The sequence below is a fragment of the Sphingosinicella sp. genome, assembly GCF_013911755.1.
GTDB lineage: Bacteria > Pseudomonadota > Alphaproteobacteria > Sphingomonadales > Sphingomonadaceae > Sphingosinicella.
Genome location: NZ_JACESP010000003.1, coordinates 66,002 through 82,971, shown reverse-complemented (window position 1 = coordinate 82,971; position 16,970 = coordinate 66,002). Strand labels below are relative to the sequence as shown.

Here is a 16,970-nt window from a genome sequence, read left to right as displayed (position 1 = left end):
CATGGCGTACATTGCTCAACAACACCTTAGCCGGAGTGACGGACGCATGGCACCCTCCCCCTTGCGCGTGTCTCCGCGCCTCTCTAACCCGCAGCCATGACCGCTGAAATCGATCCCTTTCACGCCCTTGCCATCAGCCGCCTCGCCCACCGCCTTTCGGCAGAGGGGCGCGAGGTCATCCACATGGAGTTCGGCCAGCCTTCGACCGGCGCGCCGGCCGAGGCCATCGCCGAGGCGCACCGCATCCTCGATACGGACGGCATGGGTTATTGGGAGAGTATTCCGCTCAAGACGCGCATCGCCCGCCACTATCAGGAAACCTACGGAATCGCGCTCGACCCCGAGCAGATCATCCTGACGAACGGCGCATCGCCCGCGTTCGTGATGGCGCTTTCCTGCCTGTTCGCGCCCGGTGCGCGCGTCGCGCTCGCGCGGCCGGGCTATGTCGCCTACCGCAACACGCTGAAAGCGCTGCACATGGTGCCGGTGGAGCTGCCCTGCGGCGAGGCGGAACGCTACCAGATCACCGCCGCGGCGATTGAGGCGCTGGAACCTGCGCCCGAAGGCCTGATCGTCGCGAGCCCCGCCAATCCCACCGGCACGATTATCCCGAAGGACGAACTCGCCGCCATCACCGAAGTGTGCCGCCGCCGCGGCATCCGCATCATCTCCGACGAGATCTATCACGGCCTGAGCTACGTGGGCCCTGCGCATTCGATGCTGGAATTCTCGGGGGACACGCTGGTGGTCAACAGCTTCTCCAAATACTTCAGCATGGCGGGCTGGAGGCTCGGCTGGCTGGTGGTGCCGCCCGAGCTGATCGGCGCGGCGCGCGCGCGCATGGGCAACCTGTTCCTCACCCCGCCGTCGCTCGCACAGCACGCGGGGCTCACCGCCTTCGAGTGCCGCGATGAGCTGGAAGGGCACATCGCCACTTACGCCCGCAACCGCGCGCTTCTTTTGGAAGCGCTGCCGAAAATGGGGCTGCGCCGCATCGCGCCGCCCGACGGCGCCTTCTACATCTATGCCGACATCGGCCACCTGACCGACGACAGCATGGCCTTCTGTATGCGCATCCTTGAAGACACCGGCATCGCGACGGCGCCGGGCATCGATTTCGATCCGGTGGAAGGCCACCACTTCATGCGCATCAGCTTCGCCGTTTCTACCGACCGGGTGGAGCGCGCAATCGCGCTCCTCGAACCGTGGTTTGCCAAGCAGAATGCGCGCTGACCCCTACTCCGGCTGACCGAAGGGGATGTAGAGCGCGCTCGGGTGCGCCTTGTCGTGGAGCAGCTTCACCGTCACCGGCCGGGCATCCGCCATGGTTTCGTCCGCAACCACGCCGCCGGAATTGTAGTTCTTCTGCGTGTTGATCGAGTTGATCGGCCCGACGACGAGGCGAAGGCGGCTGCCCTTCGCGATCTGCCGCGACACGAAGGTGAAGCGGTTGAAATCATAGCGGAGCGGCGCCTTTGAGGTGACGAGCTTCGCTTCGCGCAGCGAGTCGCGGTAGCGCGCGCGGAGGATGTCGTTCGTCAGCAGGATGCTGCCGCCATCGGGCGTGATCTCGTAGACAGAGGCTTGGAAATCCGTGTCCGGCTGATCGATCGAAATCCACGCGGACAGGCGGAAGAAGCCGGAAACCTCGGTGGGCTTGTCGAAAGGCGCGGTGTGATAGACGAGCTGCTTGCCGTCGGCCGCGAGCACCAGCGTCTGGTCCGTAAAGAGGCTTGGATCCAGGCCGGCTTCGAGCGCGGCGCCCGACACGTCGCGGGGGTCATAGACATAGCTGTCGGCGCTGCCCTTGCCCGCTGATGCCGGCGAGAGCGATCCCGATGCCATCACCCGGTTGGCGTTGGCAGTGGAATCGAGGAAGAACGGCTTTTCCTCAGCCGTGACGCCCTCCAGCGTGTCTGCATAGCGCCAGCGCTCGGCGCCCATCACATAATAAGCGACGCGCTTTTTCAGGAAATCCGGCTTCGCGCCGCCCGCCATCGCCCAATTGTACCACTCGACATGCAGCTTCGGCAGATCGACGAGGCTCGCCGGGCCGAACTTCAGTCCGCCGAATTCAGCCTGCGGCGTGCGGGTGCCGGCATGGTCCCACGGCCCGACGATCAGATAGTGGTTCGCGCGCGCCTTCGGGGAACCGAGCTTCATGTGCGTCTTGTAGAATTCGAACGCGCCGGGCTGGTCGCCATCGTAGCTGCCGGTGATGGTGAGGATCGGCATGTCGAGCGCGCGGAACTGTTCGGGCGTCGGCGCATAGCTGTCGTACCACGCATCGACGGCGGGATGCGAAATCCATTCCACGAGTGTCTTCTGCTCGCCGCCGAAGATGCGGGGCAGTGTGCTGAACGCCTCGCCCTTTTCGAAGCGTTCGCGGGCGATCGATGCCCAGAAGGCGGAATCGCCGAAGATGTTGCCCTGCGAGGCCTTTCCGTCCGTGAAGGTCAGCCACTGCATCAGATAGGGGTAGGCGATGTTGTTGCGCGACGGGAAATCGGCGCCCGGATAGGGCGAGGCGACGGGCACGATCGTGGCGAGGTGCGGCGGCGCTTCCTTCGCCGTCGCCCACTGGTTGTACCCGGCGTAGGAGCCGCCCCACATCGAAACCTTGCCGTTGCAATAGGGCTGCTTCGCCAGCCATTCGACGACGTCGTGGCCGTCCTTCGCCTCTTGAATCAGTGGGCGGAATTCGCCTTCCGAGTTGCCGCGTCCGCGCACGTCGACGGTGAGGAACGGCAGGCCATGCGCCGCGAAATAGACGCCGCGGTCGTGGTAGCTCTGCGCAATGTAGGGCGTCAGCGTGAAGATGCAGGGCGCGGGTGCTGCCTGCCCCTTTGGCAGATAGACGGTGGCGCTGAGCTTGACGCCGTCGCGCAACGGTATCCGCTCGCCCCAGCGCATCTCCACCTTACTGGCATCGGCCGGCGCCTCCCCAGCGGCGACCTGCGCGAAACCGGCGGCAAGCGCCACGCCCAAAACCAGTGCTGCTTTCATCGCGCGACTCCCCGACCCATCAGAAACAATCCTGATCAGGATCATCATTTTCCAGGCGGGATATGTCAACCGGAAGCGCGCGAGGGCGCGCTGTCGCATGACAGGGCAGCCAAAACACGCTCGCCGGTGAGTGGCAGTGTCACGAGCGGCGATGCCGCCCCGAGCGCATTCTGCACCGCATTGGCGATGGCGGCGGGCACACCGATCGTGCCGCTTTCGCCGACCCCCTTGGCGCCGATCGGCGAGAACGGAGTCGGCGTTTCGAAATGCACGAGTTCGACGTGCGGCACGTCTGAAGCCAACGGCAGCAGATAATCCTGTAGCGACAGGGTGAGCGGCCGCGCTTCGGCATCGTAGCGCACCTCTTCGAACAAGGTCGCGCCGAGCGCCTGCGCGAGACCGCCGATCACCTGTCCCTCCACGATCGCGGGATTGATCTGCACGCCGCAATCATGCCCGAAGACGATACGCTCCACAGTGATCTTGCCCGTATCGAGATCGACGGCGACCTGCGCCACGACGCAGCCGTAGGCGATGGCGAGCGCGGGCGGGTCGTAGGCGGCCCTGTCCTCAAGGCCGGGCTCCAGCCCTTCGGGCGTTGAGAACGCCTTGTACGCCGCCGCTGCGATCTCGGCGATGCCGATGCGGCGCGTCGGCATGTCGGTTACCTCGACACCGCCCTGCACGAAACGGACGCTTTCGGGCGGCGCGTCCAGAAGATGTGCGCCCCAGCGCAGGATGCGCGCCCGCAGTCGCCGCGCCGCAAGCGCGGTCGAGCCGCCCGCGACACCCGCGCCGCGGCTGCCGCCGCTCGCATACGCGGTATAGGCGGACGAAACCGTGTCGCCGTGGACGATGGAGATGTCCTCGATCGGGAGCCCGAGTTCGTCGGCGGCGACCTGCATAAGCACAGTTTCGATGCCCTGCCCCATCGGCGTCTGGCCGACGAAGACGCGCACATGGGCGCTCGGCTCCATGCGGATCGACGTGATATCGAACCCGCCGCTATCGACGCCGATCAGCTTGCAGAGCGGCGATGGGCCGAAGTTCGTGGTTTCAGCGTAGCAGGCGATGCCGACGCCGGTGCGGCGGCGCGACGACGGCGGCGCATCGTTATCGCCGAACCTTTCAAGGGTCGCATCGAGGAGATCGGCGTAGCGCCCGCTATCGAGCACGATGCCGGTCGGCGTGGGGTACGGCATTTCGGACGGCGCCACGAGGTTGCGGCGGCGAAACTCCGCCGGATCGAGGCCGAGGCGCGGCGCGGCCATGTCGAGCGCGCGTTCGAGGGCGAAGTTCGCTTCCGGCTGACCGAAGCCGCGGTAGGCGCCGGTGGGGGTCTTGTTGGTGACGACGGCGATGGCTTCGATGTCGACCGTGTCGATCCTGTATGGGCCGGTCATCACGGCGCCGGTGATCCAGGCGGTGCCCATCGAGGTCGCGTAGGGGTCGGCACCCTTGTCGAGGACGATGGTGGAACGGAGGGCGCGTATGCGGCCGTCCGCATCGAAGGCGAGCGCGAGGTCGACGCGTTCGTCGCGGCCGTGGGTGGAGGCGACGAAGGCTTCGGCGCGGGTTTCGATCCAGCGAAGCGGACGGCCGATACGGTGCGTGAGGAAGGCGAGGATCACTTCTTCGCCGTAGAGGCAGGCCTTCATGCCGAACGATCCGCCTACGTCCGGCGCGATGACGCGAATGCGGTGTTCTGGGAGACCGAGACATTCGGAGATGCCGGCGCGCACCTGGTGGATCGACTGGGTGGAGAGCCAGACCGTAATGCTTTCGCCATCAAGGTCAGGCGCGACGACGACACCGCGCGGTTCGAGCGAACAGGGATGGACGCGCTGCGTCGTGAAGCGGTCGCTGACGACGAGTGCGGCGTTGTTGAACGCGGCGACGATGTCGCCTGCCTGCCAGCGGGGGCGGCCGACGACGTTGTCGGACCAATGATCGTAGAGGCGCGGCGCATCGGTGCGGAGCGCGGCGTCCATGTCGGCGATGACGGGGAGCGCCCGGTACTTGGGGACGATGGCGCTGGCTGCCGCTTCGGCGGTGCGGCGATCGAGGGCGACCACGGCAGCGAACGGCTGGCCCACGTAGCGCAGCCGATCGGTTGCCAGCGCCTTTAGCCCCGAATGGTTCTGGCCCGGCAGGTTCCAGAGCGACGGCTGCGGCGCGAAACCCGCGATGTCATCGCCCGTGATGACGGCAAGAACGCCGGGGATCGCCCGCGCGGCGGCGACATCGACACCGAGGAGTTCGGCGTGCGCCACGGGACTGCGCGCGAAGACGACCGTCGCCATGCCCGGTAGATCGATGTCGCCCACGTAGCGGCCACGGCCCGCAGCGAAGCGATCGAGCGCAGCGCGGCGCACCGATTGTCCGATCACGCTCATTCCGCGCCCGCCGCTGCGCGCACGGCAGCCACGATGGCCTGATAGCCTGTGCAGCGGCACACGACCGCATCGAGGCGCGAACGGATCGCCGCCTCGTCGCGGTGATCGGCGACCGACGTATCGGCGAGGAATTCGCGCGCCACCGCCATCATACCCGCAGTACAGAAACCGCACTGGGCCGCGAAATACTCCGAGAACGCCTTACGAAGCCTTTCCCCCGCCGGATCATCGAAACCTTCGACGGTGGTGATGTCGGCGCCATCCATTTGCGTGGCAAGCGTGAGGCAGGACCGCAGCGTCTCCCCATCCGCCATCACCGTGCAGCTTCCGCAAACGCCCTCCTCGCAGCCGATGTGCGTGCCCTTGAGGCGTTGTTCGCCGCGCAGGAAATCCGCGAGCGTCAGGTCCGGCGCGACCTGTGCCGCGACGGCTGCGCCATTGATGCGGAAGTGGACGGGTACGCGGGTCATGCTCGGTCCCGCGCGCGAAGGGCAAGCGCACGAAGAACGCGCCACCGATAGGCCGGGCTGCTTGCATCGGCGAGGACGGGGAATTGCAGAAGCAGATCATCGAACCACGGGCTGGGATCGTCCGCGATCGGCGTGCTGCGAACCGGGCGATCGACGAGGCCGGAAACCGTGTAGCGCCCTGCCTCCCCGACCCGTTCGCAGGCCACTGCCACCACGGCGCGTCCGGTCGAATTCCGCACCAGCAATTCTTCGAAGGCGAGTTTCCGCCCAGCTTCGAACGTCGCGGCCACAATAACCTCGCCGGGTTCGAGGGTGGTCAGAAACGGGCCTGCGATGAAATCTTCCACGGCAATCTCGCGCCTGTCCGTCTCCACCGTTCCGCCGAGCGCAAGCAGAATGAGCGGTATTTCGCCGCGCGGGTCGGCCCACGCGAGGCAGCCGCCGACCGTGGCGCGGTTGCGGATGGTGACGTTGCCGACGAAACCGATCGCCTCGGCAATTCCGCCTGCGGCAGCGGGATGCCGTGCCAGCGCCGCGAGCGTGACGCCCGCGCCGACCCGCACGCGGCTCCCGGTCTCGATCGCCTTCAGCGCCGCGATGCGGCCGATGTCGACGAACTGCGGGGGCGCCTTGCCGCGCAAGCTTGGCAGCAGGCTTTGCCCCCCGGCGAGGATCGCGGCGCCGGGATTTGCATCGAGGAACGCGCGCAGCGCCCCCAGATCGTTCGGCGCCGCATAGCCTCCGCTTTCCCCTGTCACGCGCAGCCGATCAGCGGATGAACTCGGCCGACGGGTGCGCCCGCGGAAAATCGCGCATGTAGTTGAAGAAACGCCCGAGCGTCGTGTCGCTGCGCGTCAGCGTGCCGGGCTTGAAATGAATCGTCTGCATGTTGACAAGATCATCCAGAACGACACGCGTTTCCAGCTCCGCCACAAATTCGAGATATTTGTCGATCTCCTCGGGCGTGCCCATGTCCTTGCGCGCGCAGACGACGATGAAGACGGTGGAGCGGCCGGGCCGGTTGAGGCTGAACGGCGACACGAAGCCGAACCAGCGCCCTGCGAAATCGGTGCTCTGGAAATACATGCTCGTGCCGACGATGCCGATGCGGTGTTTGACCGGATCACCGGTGACGTGCGTGCCCTCGAACTCGTAGTACATCGAATGGTCGGTCCATTCGACGCCATCATGGGGATTGTCGCCGTTGATGACGATGCCGTGCAGGTAGCGGATGTGCTGCATGTCCGGCGTATTGGCGCAGAGAATCCAAGGATCGGCAGGAATTTCCTCGCCGAACGTCTTGATCTTGTAAACCAGCTCGTCGTCCGGATACGGGAAATCGGGTAGCTGATAATGCGGGTCGGTGCCGTTGTAGGCCCAGACGAGGCCGTATTTCTCGCATGTGGGGAATTCGAACAGGCGTGCGGTCGGCGGAATCGGATCGTTGCTCGGCATTCCCGAGCAGCGACCGTCCGGACCGTAACGCCAATGGTGGAACACGCAGCGCACCTGCCCGTCCACCATGTCGCCGACCGAGAGATCCGCGCCGAGATGCGGACAATAGGCGCTCATCACGTGCGCCTTACCTTCCTTGTCGCGGAACACGATGACGCGCCCGTCGAGGAAATCGAAGCCGCGCACGAACGACGAGGTCGCCGCACTCGACAGGCAGATCGGATACCACGACTGGGTGAAGAGCCCGTCTTCACCTTCGAACGGTACGGGCTGGCTCAAAGGCCGCTTTACCGGCTGATCGAGACGGCGCGGCTTACTGACATCATCAAGCGACACGCGAGACCTCCCTCCTGGTCCACTGGAATGGAATATGAGGCTGCAACATCGGTCAAGCAGACAGTAGCGCATAGCCCCACGTACGGCCAATGCGGCGGTGCGCGGCCCTATCCTAACGGACGGGCAAGGCTCGCCGATCGGACGTGTGTGTGCTTGTCCTTGTGCCGCTTATGGTCTCCCCATTCCAATAAGCGAGCAAGCGGAGCCCGACATGGCCAAGAAAATCCTGTTTATCGTCACCTCGCACGGCGAGCTCGGATCGAGCGGCAACGCCAGCGGCAGTTGGCTTGAAGAGCTGGCGACGCCCTATTGGCAGTTCGTGGATGCTGGATTCGACGTCGCAATCGCCTCGCCGAAAGGCGGCAAGGCACCGATCGATCCGATGAGCCTTGAAGACGCGTGGATCAGCGACAACGGACGGCGTTTCCTTGCCGATGCAACAGCGTCGGCGAAGTTGAACGGCACACAGCCGCTCGAAAGCATCCGCGACGAGGGACTGGACGGCATCTTCCTCGTCGGCGGTACAGCGACGACGTGGGACTTCCCGCACAACCCCGTGATCAAGCGCCTCGCCGAAACGCTGTTCGCGCGCGGCGATGTCGTCGCTGGCATCTGCCACGGCGTGATCGGACTGGTGCAGACGGTCGACCCGAACGGCGAGCCACTGGTGAAGAACCGCAAGCTCACCTCGATCAGCAACGCCGAAGACGTGATGATGGGTGTCGACAAGATCGTGCCCGTGCTTCCCGAAGACATGCTGCGCAAGCTGCGCGCGATCTATTCGGCGGCGCAGCCCTTCGGCGCGCATGTCGTGTGCGACGCGCCCTTCTTCACGGGTCAGAACCCGGCCTCCGCCGAACCGCTGGCGAAGCAGATTATCGATCATCTCGAACGGAAGGCCGCGGCTGCCGCGGCCTGAACCGATCGGGGGCGGCGCTGCCGCCCCCGATTGCGTTGCTATCCCCCGACGGGTGTGGCGCCGACGAGTGCGCGGTAGCGCGCCAGCGCCTGCGTGCGGTTCTGTGCGCTCAGTTTCCTGTAGATATTGCGCAGATGAAACTTGATCGTCGCCTCGCTGAGACCGAGACGATGGGCGGTGACCTTGTTCGGGTGCCCCTCCCCCATGAAATGCAGAATCTGCCGCTCGCGCGCCGTAAGCGGATCGCTGGACGCCAGCGCCGGGTCAGTGCCCGCGAGCGGAATGTCACCGCGCTGCGGATCGGGCGTCGACCAGCCCGGCAGCTCGGCAAGATAGGGCTGAAGGGCCGCGCCTGCCTCCACGAACAGCCGCGCGGGTAGCAGCCCCTGGCAGTGCCCGCACGCCGCCTGCAGCTTCGCGCGGACGAGCGCGGGCTTCGCCTCGGCATGGTGGATACGCGCCCAGGCGATATCGATCTCGGTCGCAAAGCGTAGCGCCGAGGTACGCCCGACCTCCTCCTCGGCGACGCGGAGCCAATGCGCGGCCTCGTCGAGACTGCGCGCCGAGGTTTGAAGCTCGGCGAGCGCGAGCAGGCCGCCGATACGCTCCTGCCATGTGAGGGGAACGCCTGCTCCGCTGAGGAAGGCGCCACCCGGAAGGCCGAGCGCCTCCACATCTCGCCATGCCTTGTCCACAGCGCCGCTGCGCGCCTCGATGAGCGCGCCGGTGAGACCCATGTTCCATGCAAGTCGCGGGGTCTGCAGCCGTTCGCTCACCTCGACCCCGTTCGCGAGAATCGCGCGCGCTTCATCGAGCCTGTTCGCCGCAGCAGCGGCGCGCGCGGCATAGCGATGCGCCCAGAGCTGCACCTCCACCCACGCCTCCACCGCGCCGACCATGGCGGCGAGATCGAGCGGATTGGCGTGGAGATCCGGCTTGCCGAGTTCGAACTGGATGCTGGTGCGCAGCATCTCCGTGAGCACGCGCAGCCGCTGGTCTTCCGGGAAGAACAGCCGCACCATCTTCTCGCCGAGCGCGGATTCGGCGAGCGCGCCTTCGAGATCGTTGCGCCAGAACTGCGCGAGCATCCGGTGTACATGCATGAACAGCGCGCCGAAAACGCTCTCTGTGCCCGCGTAATCGATCGCGGCTTCCACGGCCGCGCGCTCCGCCTTGACGAGGTCGCCGCCGCAGTAGCTGTTCCACGAGCGGAGGATATGGACCTGCGCGCGGCCATGATGATCGCTTGGTGAGGCTTCCACGATGTAGCGTTCGAGCGCGGCTTCATCCTCTGCGCTGGCACGCTGATCGAGGAAGCCGTTGACGAAGCCTTCGGCGATCAGGAATTGGCGTTCGATCAGCGCGGTATCGATTCCGGTCTCCGCGTTTTCGAGCTGGAGCCGCACCGACTGGAGGCGCTCAACCGCGTCGACGATGCGGCCTTCGTGGGCGCTGACGACGGCCAGTGAAAGCTGTGCGCTCGGACAGCGCGGATCGGCGGCGATGCCGATCGAATCGAGCATCAGCCGCGCCGCCGCAATGCCCTGCCGCGTGACGACGGTGGTCGCGCCGACCTGCTCGATGAGCGCGAGCGCCCGCTCGCGTTCGCCCGCCTCGATCGCGTGGCGAAGCGCTTCCTGAAACAGGCCCCGATCCGCGAACCATTCCGCGGCGCGGGCGTGGAGCGCCGCGCGCTCCTTCGCGTCCATGAGCGCGAGCCGATCATCAAGGAACCGGCGCAGCATTTCGGGGAAATGGAATTCCTGCGTGTAAAGATCGCGAAGCAGCAGGCCTTCGTCGTGATAGAGCTTCTCGACGAGCGACAGCGCCACGTTCCCGACCAGTGCCTCGGCAAGCGAAAGGTCGAAGCGTTCGACAACGACGAGGCGGCTCATCGCGGCGCGAAGATCGGGATCGAGCGTGCTCAGCACTTCGTCGCGGAAATAATCGCCGAGCCAATCCTGCCACGTGCCGCAATCATGCCCGGGGCGCGGCGTGTGATCGAGCGAACGCCGCGCGAAGGCGACCGCGACCGCCGACCCGCTCGTGCTGGCATGGAGGCGGCGCGTGTAAAGCTCGGGGACCTGGTTCGAGAGCAGCGCGTGGATTTCCGCAGGCGTGAACGCAAGATCGCCGGGGCCGATCTCAAGCAACTGGTTCCGCGCGCGGAGTGCGCCGAGCGGCAGCTGCGGACGTCGGCGCGACGACAGCACCAAGCGCAGCGCGGGCGAATGGAGGAGCAGGCTCGCGAGGAACGCAAAGGCTTCGGGCGCGTCGATCGCCTCGCAGCCGTCGAGGATCAGGATGGGCTTACGCGCGGCGCGATTGACGGCGGCCGCAAGCCGGCGCGCCGCGACCTCCGGCGCTTGCGGAGAGAAGGCGGACGCGGTCTCGGCGAAAGCCTCGGCAAGATCGTCGTAGCCCGCATGGGACAGCGCTTCGGCGATCCCGGCGATGAGCAGCGCGGGCGCGCGGTCCGACACATCGAGCGTGAGCCACGCCGCCGGGCGCTCCATCTCACGCAGCAGGTCGGCCCACTGCGTAAGCAGCACGGTCTTGCCGGAGCCTGCGGGGCCGCGAACGATGGTGAGCTGGCGCAGCAGGCTCGCTTCGGTCAACTCGCGGAGCAAAAGCTGACGCCGGACAAGCGGCACGTCGCCGCGCACGGGGCCGAAGCGGTGCGGCAGCGCGGCCGTATCGGTTTCAAGGCTGTGATCGACCGGCATCGCTCCCTCCCAGCCCCTTCACATCAAACCCGGGAGCCTATCACGAAAGCGCGCCCCACGCGAAGAAGTCCGTATCCACACGCCAGCCCTTGGCGGTGCGGCGCCAGAGAATGGTGTAGCGCACGCGCGTCGGGGCCTCGCCGGCCGCCTTCGGATGCACGGTGGATTCGCCAAGCTCGAACGCGATGTCGCCGCCACCGTGGCTGACCTCCACCTGCCGGAGGTCGCACGCCGAGAAGCCATCCATCAGGCCGCGGAAAACCGCGATCGCAGCCTCACGGCCCTTTTGCAGCGGCGTGTCGGGCACAGCGATGCGCGGGTCTTCGACATAGTAGTTCGCAACGAGGCGTTCGGGATCGCCGCTCCTGAAGTCCGCCTCGAAACGGTCGCTCGCCGCGCGGATCGCCGCCGCGACGTCTTCCGGAGCGGGCGCAGGCGCGCCGCCGACGAAGGCTTCGATCTCGTCGAGCAGGCTGTTCTCGATGGTCTCCCACTCTTTGGCCCAGCCGTCGTCGGTGGTGACGGCGACGAAGCTGTTGCGGATCACCACGTCGCAGGCCGCCGGACCGCACGGCGTGACGCGGAGCTCCCCGACATAATCGGTGATCGGCAGCGGGCCGCTGTCGACGACGCGGTAGCCGTAGGCGTAGCCGGCCGCGTCGAGCCATTCGAGGCGCTCGCGGATGGGCGGGCCTTCGGGCAGATGGATCCACTTGGTGGCGCCAACCTCCGCGCCCTCGCCTTCGAACACGACGCGCTTGAAGAAACCGCCGCCCGCGAGCTTTTCCATGCCGCGCCACGACAGATAGCTCCAGAGCGTTTCCGCCGGTACGTTGAACCGGCGGACGACCTGTGCCTTGCCCATATCGAAACTCCCCTAAAAGCGCAGCTTCGCCTGCACACCCCAGCGGCGCCCCGGGGCCGCCGCCGACAGATCGCCCGCGCTCGCGCCGCTCCATTCGACGGGCACGAACTCGATGATATAGTCCTCGTCGAACAGGTTCTCGACGAAGCCCGCGAGCGACAGGCCGCCCTTGCGCAGCGTGAGACGCGCGTTCACGAGACTGACGCCGCTGCGCTTGTCGGTGTTGTCGACTTCCCAGTAATAAGCGCCGCTGGAGCCGTTCAGCTCCACGCGCGGGGTGATCGACATGTCGTCGCCGAACTCGTGCTCGTACTGCGCGCCCAAGGCATAAGAGAGCTTCGCCATCTGCGGCAGCTTGTTGCCGGTGTAATCACCCGCCGAGGGAAGACCCGCGAAGACCGACGTGTCGTAGCTGATGATCTTCGAATCCGTGTAGCCGATGGAGGCCGACAGATCGAAGCCGGGCACCGGTCGCGCGATCACCTCCGCCTCGAAGCCGTAGACTTCCGACTTCGGAATCGGGTTCGTGAGCGTCTGCGCCGAGTTGTTGACGTCGAGCGTGTAGACCTGACGATCCTTGATGCGCGTGTAGAAAACGGCGCTGGTGAGGGTCAGCCTGCGATCGAACGCGCTCGCCTTCAGCCCAACCTCGTAGTTCCAGTTCTCTTCCTTGTCGTAGGAGCGCGTGATGATATCGAGCGGATTGAAGCCGCCGCTGCGGAAACCCTTGGCGATGGTCGCGTAGACCATCGAATCGTCGTTCCAGAACCATGTCGCCGAAACCTTCGGCTGCAGGGATTTGAACGTCCGATCATATTCCGGCAGCCCCGGTGCGGCACGATCGATCTGATTCCTGTCGTCCACGTCGTAGCGCAGCGCGCCGGTGAGCTCGAGGCCCATATCGAAGCGGTAGGAGACCTGCCCGAACGCCGCGTATGCCTTGTTGTGATCGGTCGAACGGCTCTGCGCGAACAGGAGCGGCGCAAGTTCCGGCGGCAGGCCGAACAGCGGCAGAAAGTCCGCGCCGAGGAAAATTTCCGTATCGAGTTTCTGGCGCGTTTTCAGATAGTAGAGGCCAGCGAGCCACTTGAAGCGCGTGTTGCCCGTGGAGGCGAGCCGCAGCTCCTGACTGAAATTGTGTGTCTTCAGCGTCTGCTGCCCGATGATGCCGTCAAGCGGGCTGAGATCGAGTTCCTCGTCGATGTACGACGAGACCTTCGAATAGGCCGTGACCGACGTAAGCGTTGCAGCACCGAGATCGATATCCACCTTCGCGGAGGCATCGTTCAGTATCCGCTCCGCCCACGAGGGATAGTCGCCGATGTAAGGACGCGGCTCGTTAATGTCGCCGCCGGGCGGCACGGAAGCGTACCACGCCGCGCCCGCTTCGGTTTCGAGCCGCGAATAGCGCAGATCGACCGAGACGACATCCGACGGCGTGAACAGCAGGCTGCCGCGGATGTTCTTGTCCTTCGCCCAGTTCGCTTCCTTGGAACGCGGCGCGTTGACGCTTTCGATGTCGCCATCGAAATCGCGCAGCGACCCGGCCAGGCGGAACAGCAATTTATCGGGAACAATCGGGCCGCTGATCGCGGCGGAAAGGCGCCAGTCCTGCCCCGTGCCGTAGCTGCCCTGGATGAAGCCTTCGAAATCGTTCGTCGGCTGCTTGGTGGTGATGTTGATCGCGCCGCCGATGGCGTTGCGGCCGTAAACCGCGCCCTGCGGCCCCTTCAGAACCTCGATGCGCTCGATATCGAACAGGTCCTGCGTGATTTGGTAAGCGTTGCTGAGCTGCACGCCATCGACAACGACCGCGATCGGCGGCTCGCCGTTGCGCGCCTGGCCGACACCGCGGATCGTGAGCAGCGCGACACCCGGCTGCTGCGCCTCGACGATGGAGAGGTTGGGCACGCGAAGCGCCACGTCCTTCACATTGTCGACGCGCGTCGCTTCGAGCGCTGCGGCGGTAAAGACGCTGATCGAATCCGGTACGTCCTGTACGCGCTCCTCACGCTTGCGCGCCGTGACGACGATCTGTTCGACCTCTCCGCTATGCGCAGCGGTTTCGCTGCTTGCTTCCTGCGCCCACGCCGGCACGGCGACGATGGTCGAAACGCCAGCCAAAAGGCAGGCGCACGTATAGTTCAGGCTAGATTGGCTCCGCATCCCACTTCCCCTCCGCATCCGCCGGCGATGCTCCCGATCGCTTGGACTGTTCTGCGTCCTCTGTTCGGCGACCTTGGTTCTAACCCGAGGGCGGGGCGAGGCTCATCCTATCTTTTGGGAACAAATCATACGGGTTCCCGCCTATCCGGACGGATAGGAGCAGGAGAGAGGTGATGAAAGTGGGCAGAGCACGAGACCATCGCCGCCCAAACCCGTTCATCCGTGCCGCGAACCCTTCCGCGGAATCGCTTGGGCGGCTTTAGCGAAAGTGCTTGAAAACGCTTGGCTGGGGCGGGAGGATTCGAACCTCCGCATGGCGGTACCAAAAACCGCTGCCTTACCGCTTGGCTACGCCCCAATGCGCCGCTTGAAACGGCCGATGCCGTGTGTGCGGCCGCTCTTATAGCCGCTGCTTCGGCTTTGGAAAGAGGTGCGCGAGGCTTTGTTTCAGGCGCTGACGCCGCTGCGAACCGTGCCGCCGCGTGTCGACACGAAGAGCGTCGCCACATACATGACAGCGCCGAGGCCAAGGAGCGCAAGGCTGTAGGCCGGAAATAGCACGCCGAGGAAATTCGGCAGCGCCGCCAACGCCGCGTAGATGGCGAGACCCACCGGCCACCCCCAACGCGCGTGCAGATAGTGATGCAGATGGTTGCGATCGCCTGAGAACGGACTACGGCCCTGTGCAATACGCCACGCCATCAGCCGGACCGTATCAAGCACGGGAACCAGAAACAGCAGCGCCACCTGCCCCGCATCAAAGGTCGCGAAGCTGTGGTTGTAGGCATAGATGGCGAGCAGTCCGAAAATCGCCGAAATACCGTAGCTGCCGCCATCCCCAAGGAAAAGCGCGCCCTTCATGTTGAACCAGAGCATGACGACGAGGCTGCCGGCGATGCCGAACAGCAGCGGATCGAAGGGCTGTGGATTGCGGGCGAAGAGCACCGCCGTCCAAATCAACGACAGCGTGAGCACGATGCCGTTCTTGCCGTCCGCCATGTTGACCGCGTTCAGAAGCCCGATGAGGCAGACGAGCGTGAACAGCACCGACGCCCACGCGGGCAGCAGGATGAGCTGGTCGACCCCGGCGAAGCGCAGGAAATCCACGCGAAGGTCGGGCACTTCAAGGATCGTCAGGACGAGAACGAACGATGTCAGCGCCAATCTGACGACGGGAGACAGGCCCATGCGATCGTCCGCGAGGCCGACGAGCGCCATCGCTCCAACCGCGAAGCCGAAACATAGAATCTGCCAGTCGAGCAGCGCGGAATCCCTAGCGAGAAGGTGATAGAGCAGCAGCGCCGAGGCTTCGAACGCCAGCACCACGGCAAGGCCCCCAACGAGCGGTGTGACGCGGGCGTGGCGCTTGCGGCCGCCAAACGGATCGGGATAGTCGAGGAGCCCCAGCAGGCCGCCGATACGGCTCGCATTCTGCCCCACGAAAAGCGCGATCACGACGCCCAAGGCAGCGCAAAGCATATTCAGAGTCATCGCAGTCATCGCCGTGCACCGACCCCTTTTTCATCAGCGTCCGCCGACCTTACCGTTGCGGCCTGGCCAGCGCTACGCTAACTCCCCTCAATGCAGCCCCGAAGTGCAACGGCTCGCCTTTACGCAGGATGAATTAATGACTTTTCTCGTGACCGGAGCCGCAGGTTTCATCGGCTATCACCTTTCGGAACGGCTGCTTTCGCGCGGCGAGCGGGTCATCGGGATCGACAATGTCAACGACTATTACAGCACGACGCTGAAGCGCGACCGCATCGCCGAGCTGGCGCGGCGGCACAACGGCTTCACCTTCGTCGAGCAGGACTTCGCGGACTTCGAAGGGTTGAAAGCCGCGCTTGCGCCGCACCGTGTCGAACGGATCGCCCATCTCGGTGCGCAGGCGGGCGTCCGATACTCGCTGACGAACCCGCACGCCTACGTGCATTCGAACCTCGTCGGGCACCTCAACCTGATGGAATATGCGCGCCATTCGGACAGTGTCGAGCACCTTGTCTACGCCTCGTCATCATCGGTTTACGGCAAGAACGAGAAGCTGCCGTTCTCTGTGGAGGACCGCGTCGACCAGCCGATCTCGCTCTATGCCGCAACGAAAAAGGCCGATGAGCTGATGAGCGAGACGTACAGCCATCTCTACCGTCTGCCACAAACGGGCCTGCGCTTCTTCACGGTTTACGGACCGTGGGGCCGGCCGGACATGGCGATGTGGCTGTTCACCGACGCCATCCTGAAGGGCGAGCCGATCAAGGTGTTCAACAGCGGCGACATGCGCCGCGATTTCACGTACGTCGACGACATCGTCTCGGGCATCGTCGCGTGCCTCGACAATCCGCCGCCCGACGACGGCAGTGTGAAGGCCGGCGGGTCGGTGAACCCGCACCGCGTCTACAACATCGGCAACCACCGCTCCGAAGAGCTGATGCATATGATCGCGGTGCTCGAAAAGGCTGTCGGCAAGAACGCGATCAAGCAGTTCGAGCCGATGCAGCCGGGCGACGTGAAGGACACGTTCGCCGACATTTCCGCGATCGAGCGCGATCTCGGCTTCCATCCGACGACCTCGATCGAGGAGGGTATACCCCGCTTCGTCGACTGGTTCCGTACGTATCACGGCGTCTGACGGGC

12 protein-coding genes and 1 tRNA gene are annotated in these 16,970 nt (G+C 65.3%); 3 read left to right on the top strand and 10 right to left on the bottom strand.

Annotation, left to right across the window (positions count from 1 at the left end):
• The first annotated feature begins 96 nt into the window (after nt 1–96).
• Nucleotides 97–1,233 (top strand): aminotransferase class I/II-fold pyridoxal phosphate-dependent enzyme, encoded by a 1,137-nt coding sequence (locus H2052_RS03465; protein WP_293778129.1) that lies wholly within the window; start codon nt 97–99, stop codon nt 1,231–1,233.
• A 3-nt stretch (nt 1,234–1,236) separates the two neighbouring features.
• Here H2052_RS03465 and H2052_RS03460 read toward each other — a convergent pair whose 3' ends face one another.
• The 5 genes from H2052_RS03460 to H2052_RS03440 form a co-directional block, all read right to left on the bottom strand.
• On the bottom strand, nt 1,237–3,006 hold the full coding sequence (locus H2052_RS03460; protein ID WP_293778126.1) for a CocE/NonD family hydrolase: 1,770 nt from the start codon (nt 3,004–3,006) through the stop codon (nt 1,237–1,239).
• A 65-nt stretch (nt 3,007–3,071) separates the two neighbouring features.
• Complete coding sequence (locus H2052_RS03455; protein ID WP_293778123.1) at nt 3,072–5,402, bottom strand: xanthine dehydrogenase family protein molybdopterin-binding subunit; 2,331 nt, start codon at nt 5,400–5,402, stop codon at nt 3,072–3,074.
• Nucleotides 5,399–5,872 carry a 2Fe-2S iron-sulfur cluster-binding protein gene (locus H2052_RS03450; protein ID WP_293778121.1) on the bottom strand — a complete coding sequence of 158 codons (474 nt, stop codon included), beginning with the start codon at nt 5,870–5,872 and terminating at the stop codon, nt 5,399–5,401. The genes H2052_RS03455 and H2052_RS03450 overlap by 4 nt, the downstream gene beginning before the upstream one ends.
• The gene (locus tag H2052_RS03445) at nt 5,869–6,630 is read right to left on the bottom strand and encodes an FAD binding domain-containing protein (RefSeq protein WP_293778118.1); all 762 of its coding nucleotides are present in this window, start codon (nt 6,628–6,630) and stop codon (nt 5,869–5,871) included. Before H2052_RS03445 ends, H2052_RS03450 begins: the two co-directional genes overlap by 4 nt.
• Before the next feature lie 10 nt (nt 6,631–6,640).
• A complete protein-coding gene (locus H2052_RS03440) occupies nt 6,641–7,663 on the bottom strand; it encodes a Rieske (2Fe-2S) protein (RefSeq protein WP_293778116.1) in 1,023 nt (340 codons plus the stop codon).
• Nucleotides 7,664–7,874: 211 nt separating this feature from the next.
• On the opposite strand from H2052_RS03440, the gene H2052_RS03435 reads away from it, so the two are divergent.
• Nucleotides 7,875–8,582, top strand: coding sequence for a type 1 glutamine amidotransferase domain-containing protein (locus H2052_RS03435; protein ID WP_293778114.1), 708 nt, complete (start codon nt 7,875–7,877; stop codon nt 8,580–8,582).
• Nucleotides 8,583–8,620: 38 nt separating this feature from the next.
• Here H2052_RS03435 and H2052_RS03430 read toward each other — a convergent pair whose 3' ends face one another.
• From H2052_RS03430 to H2052_RS03410, 5 genes are all read right to left on the bottom strand, one after another.
• Nucleotides 8,621–11,308: a LuxR C-terminal-related transcriptional regulator gene (locus H2052_RS03430; protein ID WP_293778112.1), complete on the bottom strand. Its 2,688-nt coding sequence runs from the start codon at nt 11,306–11,308 to the stop codon at nt 8,621–8,623.
• A 40-nt stretch (nt 11,309–11,348) separates the two neighbouring features.
• On the bottom strand, nt 11,349–12,173 hold the full coding sequence (locus H2052_RS03425; RefSeq protein ID WP_293778109.1) for a DUF4440 domain-containing protein: 825 nt from the start codon (nt 12,171–12,173) through the stop codon (nt 11,349–11,351).
• 12 nt (nt 12,174–12,185) lie between these two features.
• Nucleotides 12,186–14,339 carry a TonB-dependent receptor gene (locus H2052_RS03420; protein WP_293778106.1) on the bottom strand — a complete coding sequence of 718 codons (2,154 nt, stop codon included), beginning with the start codon at nt 14,337–14,339 and terminating at the stop codon, nt 12,186–12,188.
• A 283-nt stretch (nt 14,340–14,622) separates the two neighbouring features.
• Nucleotides 14,623–14,697 (bottom strand) — tRNA-Gln (locus tag H2052_RS03415).
• 89 nt (nt 14,698–14,786) lie between these two features.
• Nucleotides 14,787–15,839 (bottom strand): MraY family glycosyltransferase, encoded by a 1,053-nt coding sequence (locus H2052_RS03410; protein WP_293778103.1) that lies wholly within the window; start codon nt 15,837–15,839, stop codon nt 14,787–14,789.
• A 127-nt stretch (nt 15,840–15,966) separates the two neighbouring features.
• Between H2052_RS03410 and H2052_RS03405 the strand changes: the two genes are divergently transcribed.
• Entirely contained in the window at nt 15,967–16,965 is a 999-nt protein-coding gene (locus H2052_RS03405; RefSeq protein WP_293778101.1) for a GDP-mannose 4,6-dehydratase, read from the top strand.
• Nucleotides 16,966–16,970 lie beyond the last annotated feature (5 nt).

Excerpts from the sequence above, each read along its gene's own strand:
- H2052_RS03465 (WP_293778129.1), top strand. The coding sequence starts at position 97 with ATGACCGCTGAAATCGATCCCTTTCACGCCCTTGCCATCAGCCGCCTC.
- H2052_RS03460 (WP_293778126.1), bottom strand. The coding sequence starts at position 3,006 with ATGAAAGCAGCACTGGTTTTGGGCGTGGCGCTTGCCGCCGGTTTCGCG.
- H2052_RS03455 (WP_293778123.1), bottom strand. The coding sequence starts at position 5,402 with ATGAGCGTGATCGGACAATCGGTGCGCCGCGCTGCGCTCGATCGCTTC.
- H2052_RS03450 (WP_293778121.1), bottom strand. The coding sequence starts at position 5,872 with ATGACCCGCGTACCCGTCCACTTCCGCATCAATGGCGCAGCCGTCGCG.
- H2052_RS03435 (WP_293778114.1), top strand. The coding sequence starts at position 7,875 with ATGGCCAAGAAAATCCTGTTTATCGTCACCTCGCACGGCGAGCTCGGA.
- H2052_RS03430 (WP_293778112.1), bottom strand. The coding sequence starts at position 11,308 with ATGCCGGTCGATCACAGCCTTGAAACCGATACGGCCGCGCTGCCGCAC.
- H2052_RS03425 (WP_293778109.1), bottom strand. The coding sequence starts at position 12,173 with ATGGGCAAGGCACAGGTCGTCCGCCGGTTCAACGTACCGGCGGAAACG.
- H2052_RS03420 (WP_293778106.1), bottom strand. The coding sequence starts at position 14,339 with ATGCGGAGCCAATCTAGCCTGAACTATACGTGCGCCTGCCTTTTGGCT.
- H2052_RS03410 (WP_293778103.1), bottom strand. The coding sequence starts at position 15,839 with ATGACTGCGATGACTCTGAATATGCTTTGCGCTGCCTTGGGCGTCGTG.
- H2052_RS03405 (WP_293778101.1), top strand. The coding sequence starts at position 15,967 with ATGACTTTTCTCGTGACCGGAGCCGCAGGTTTCATCGGCTATCACCTT.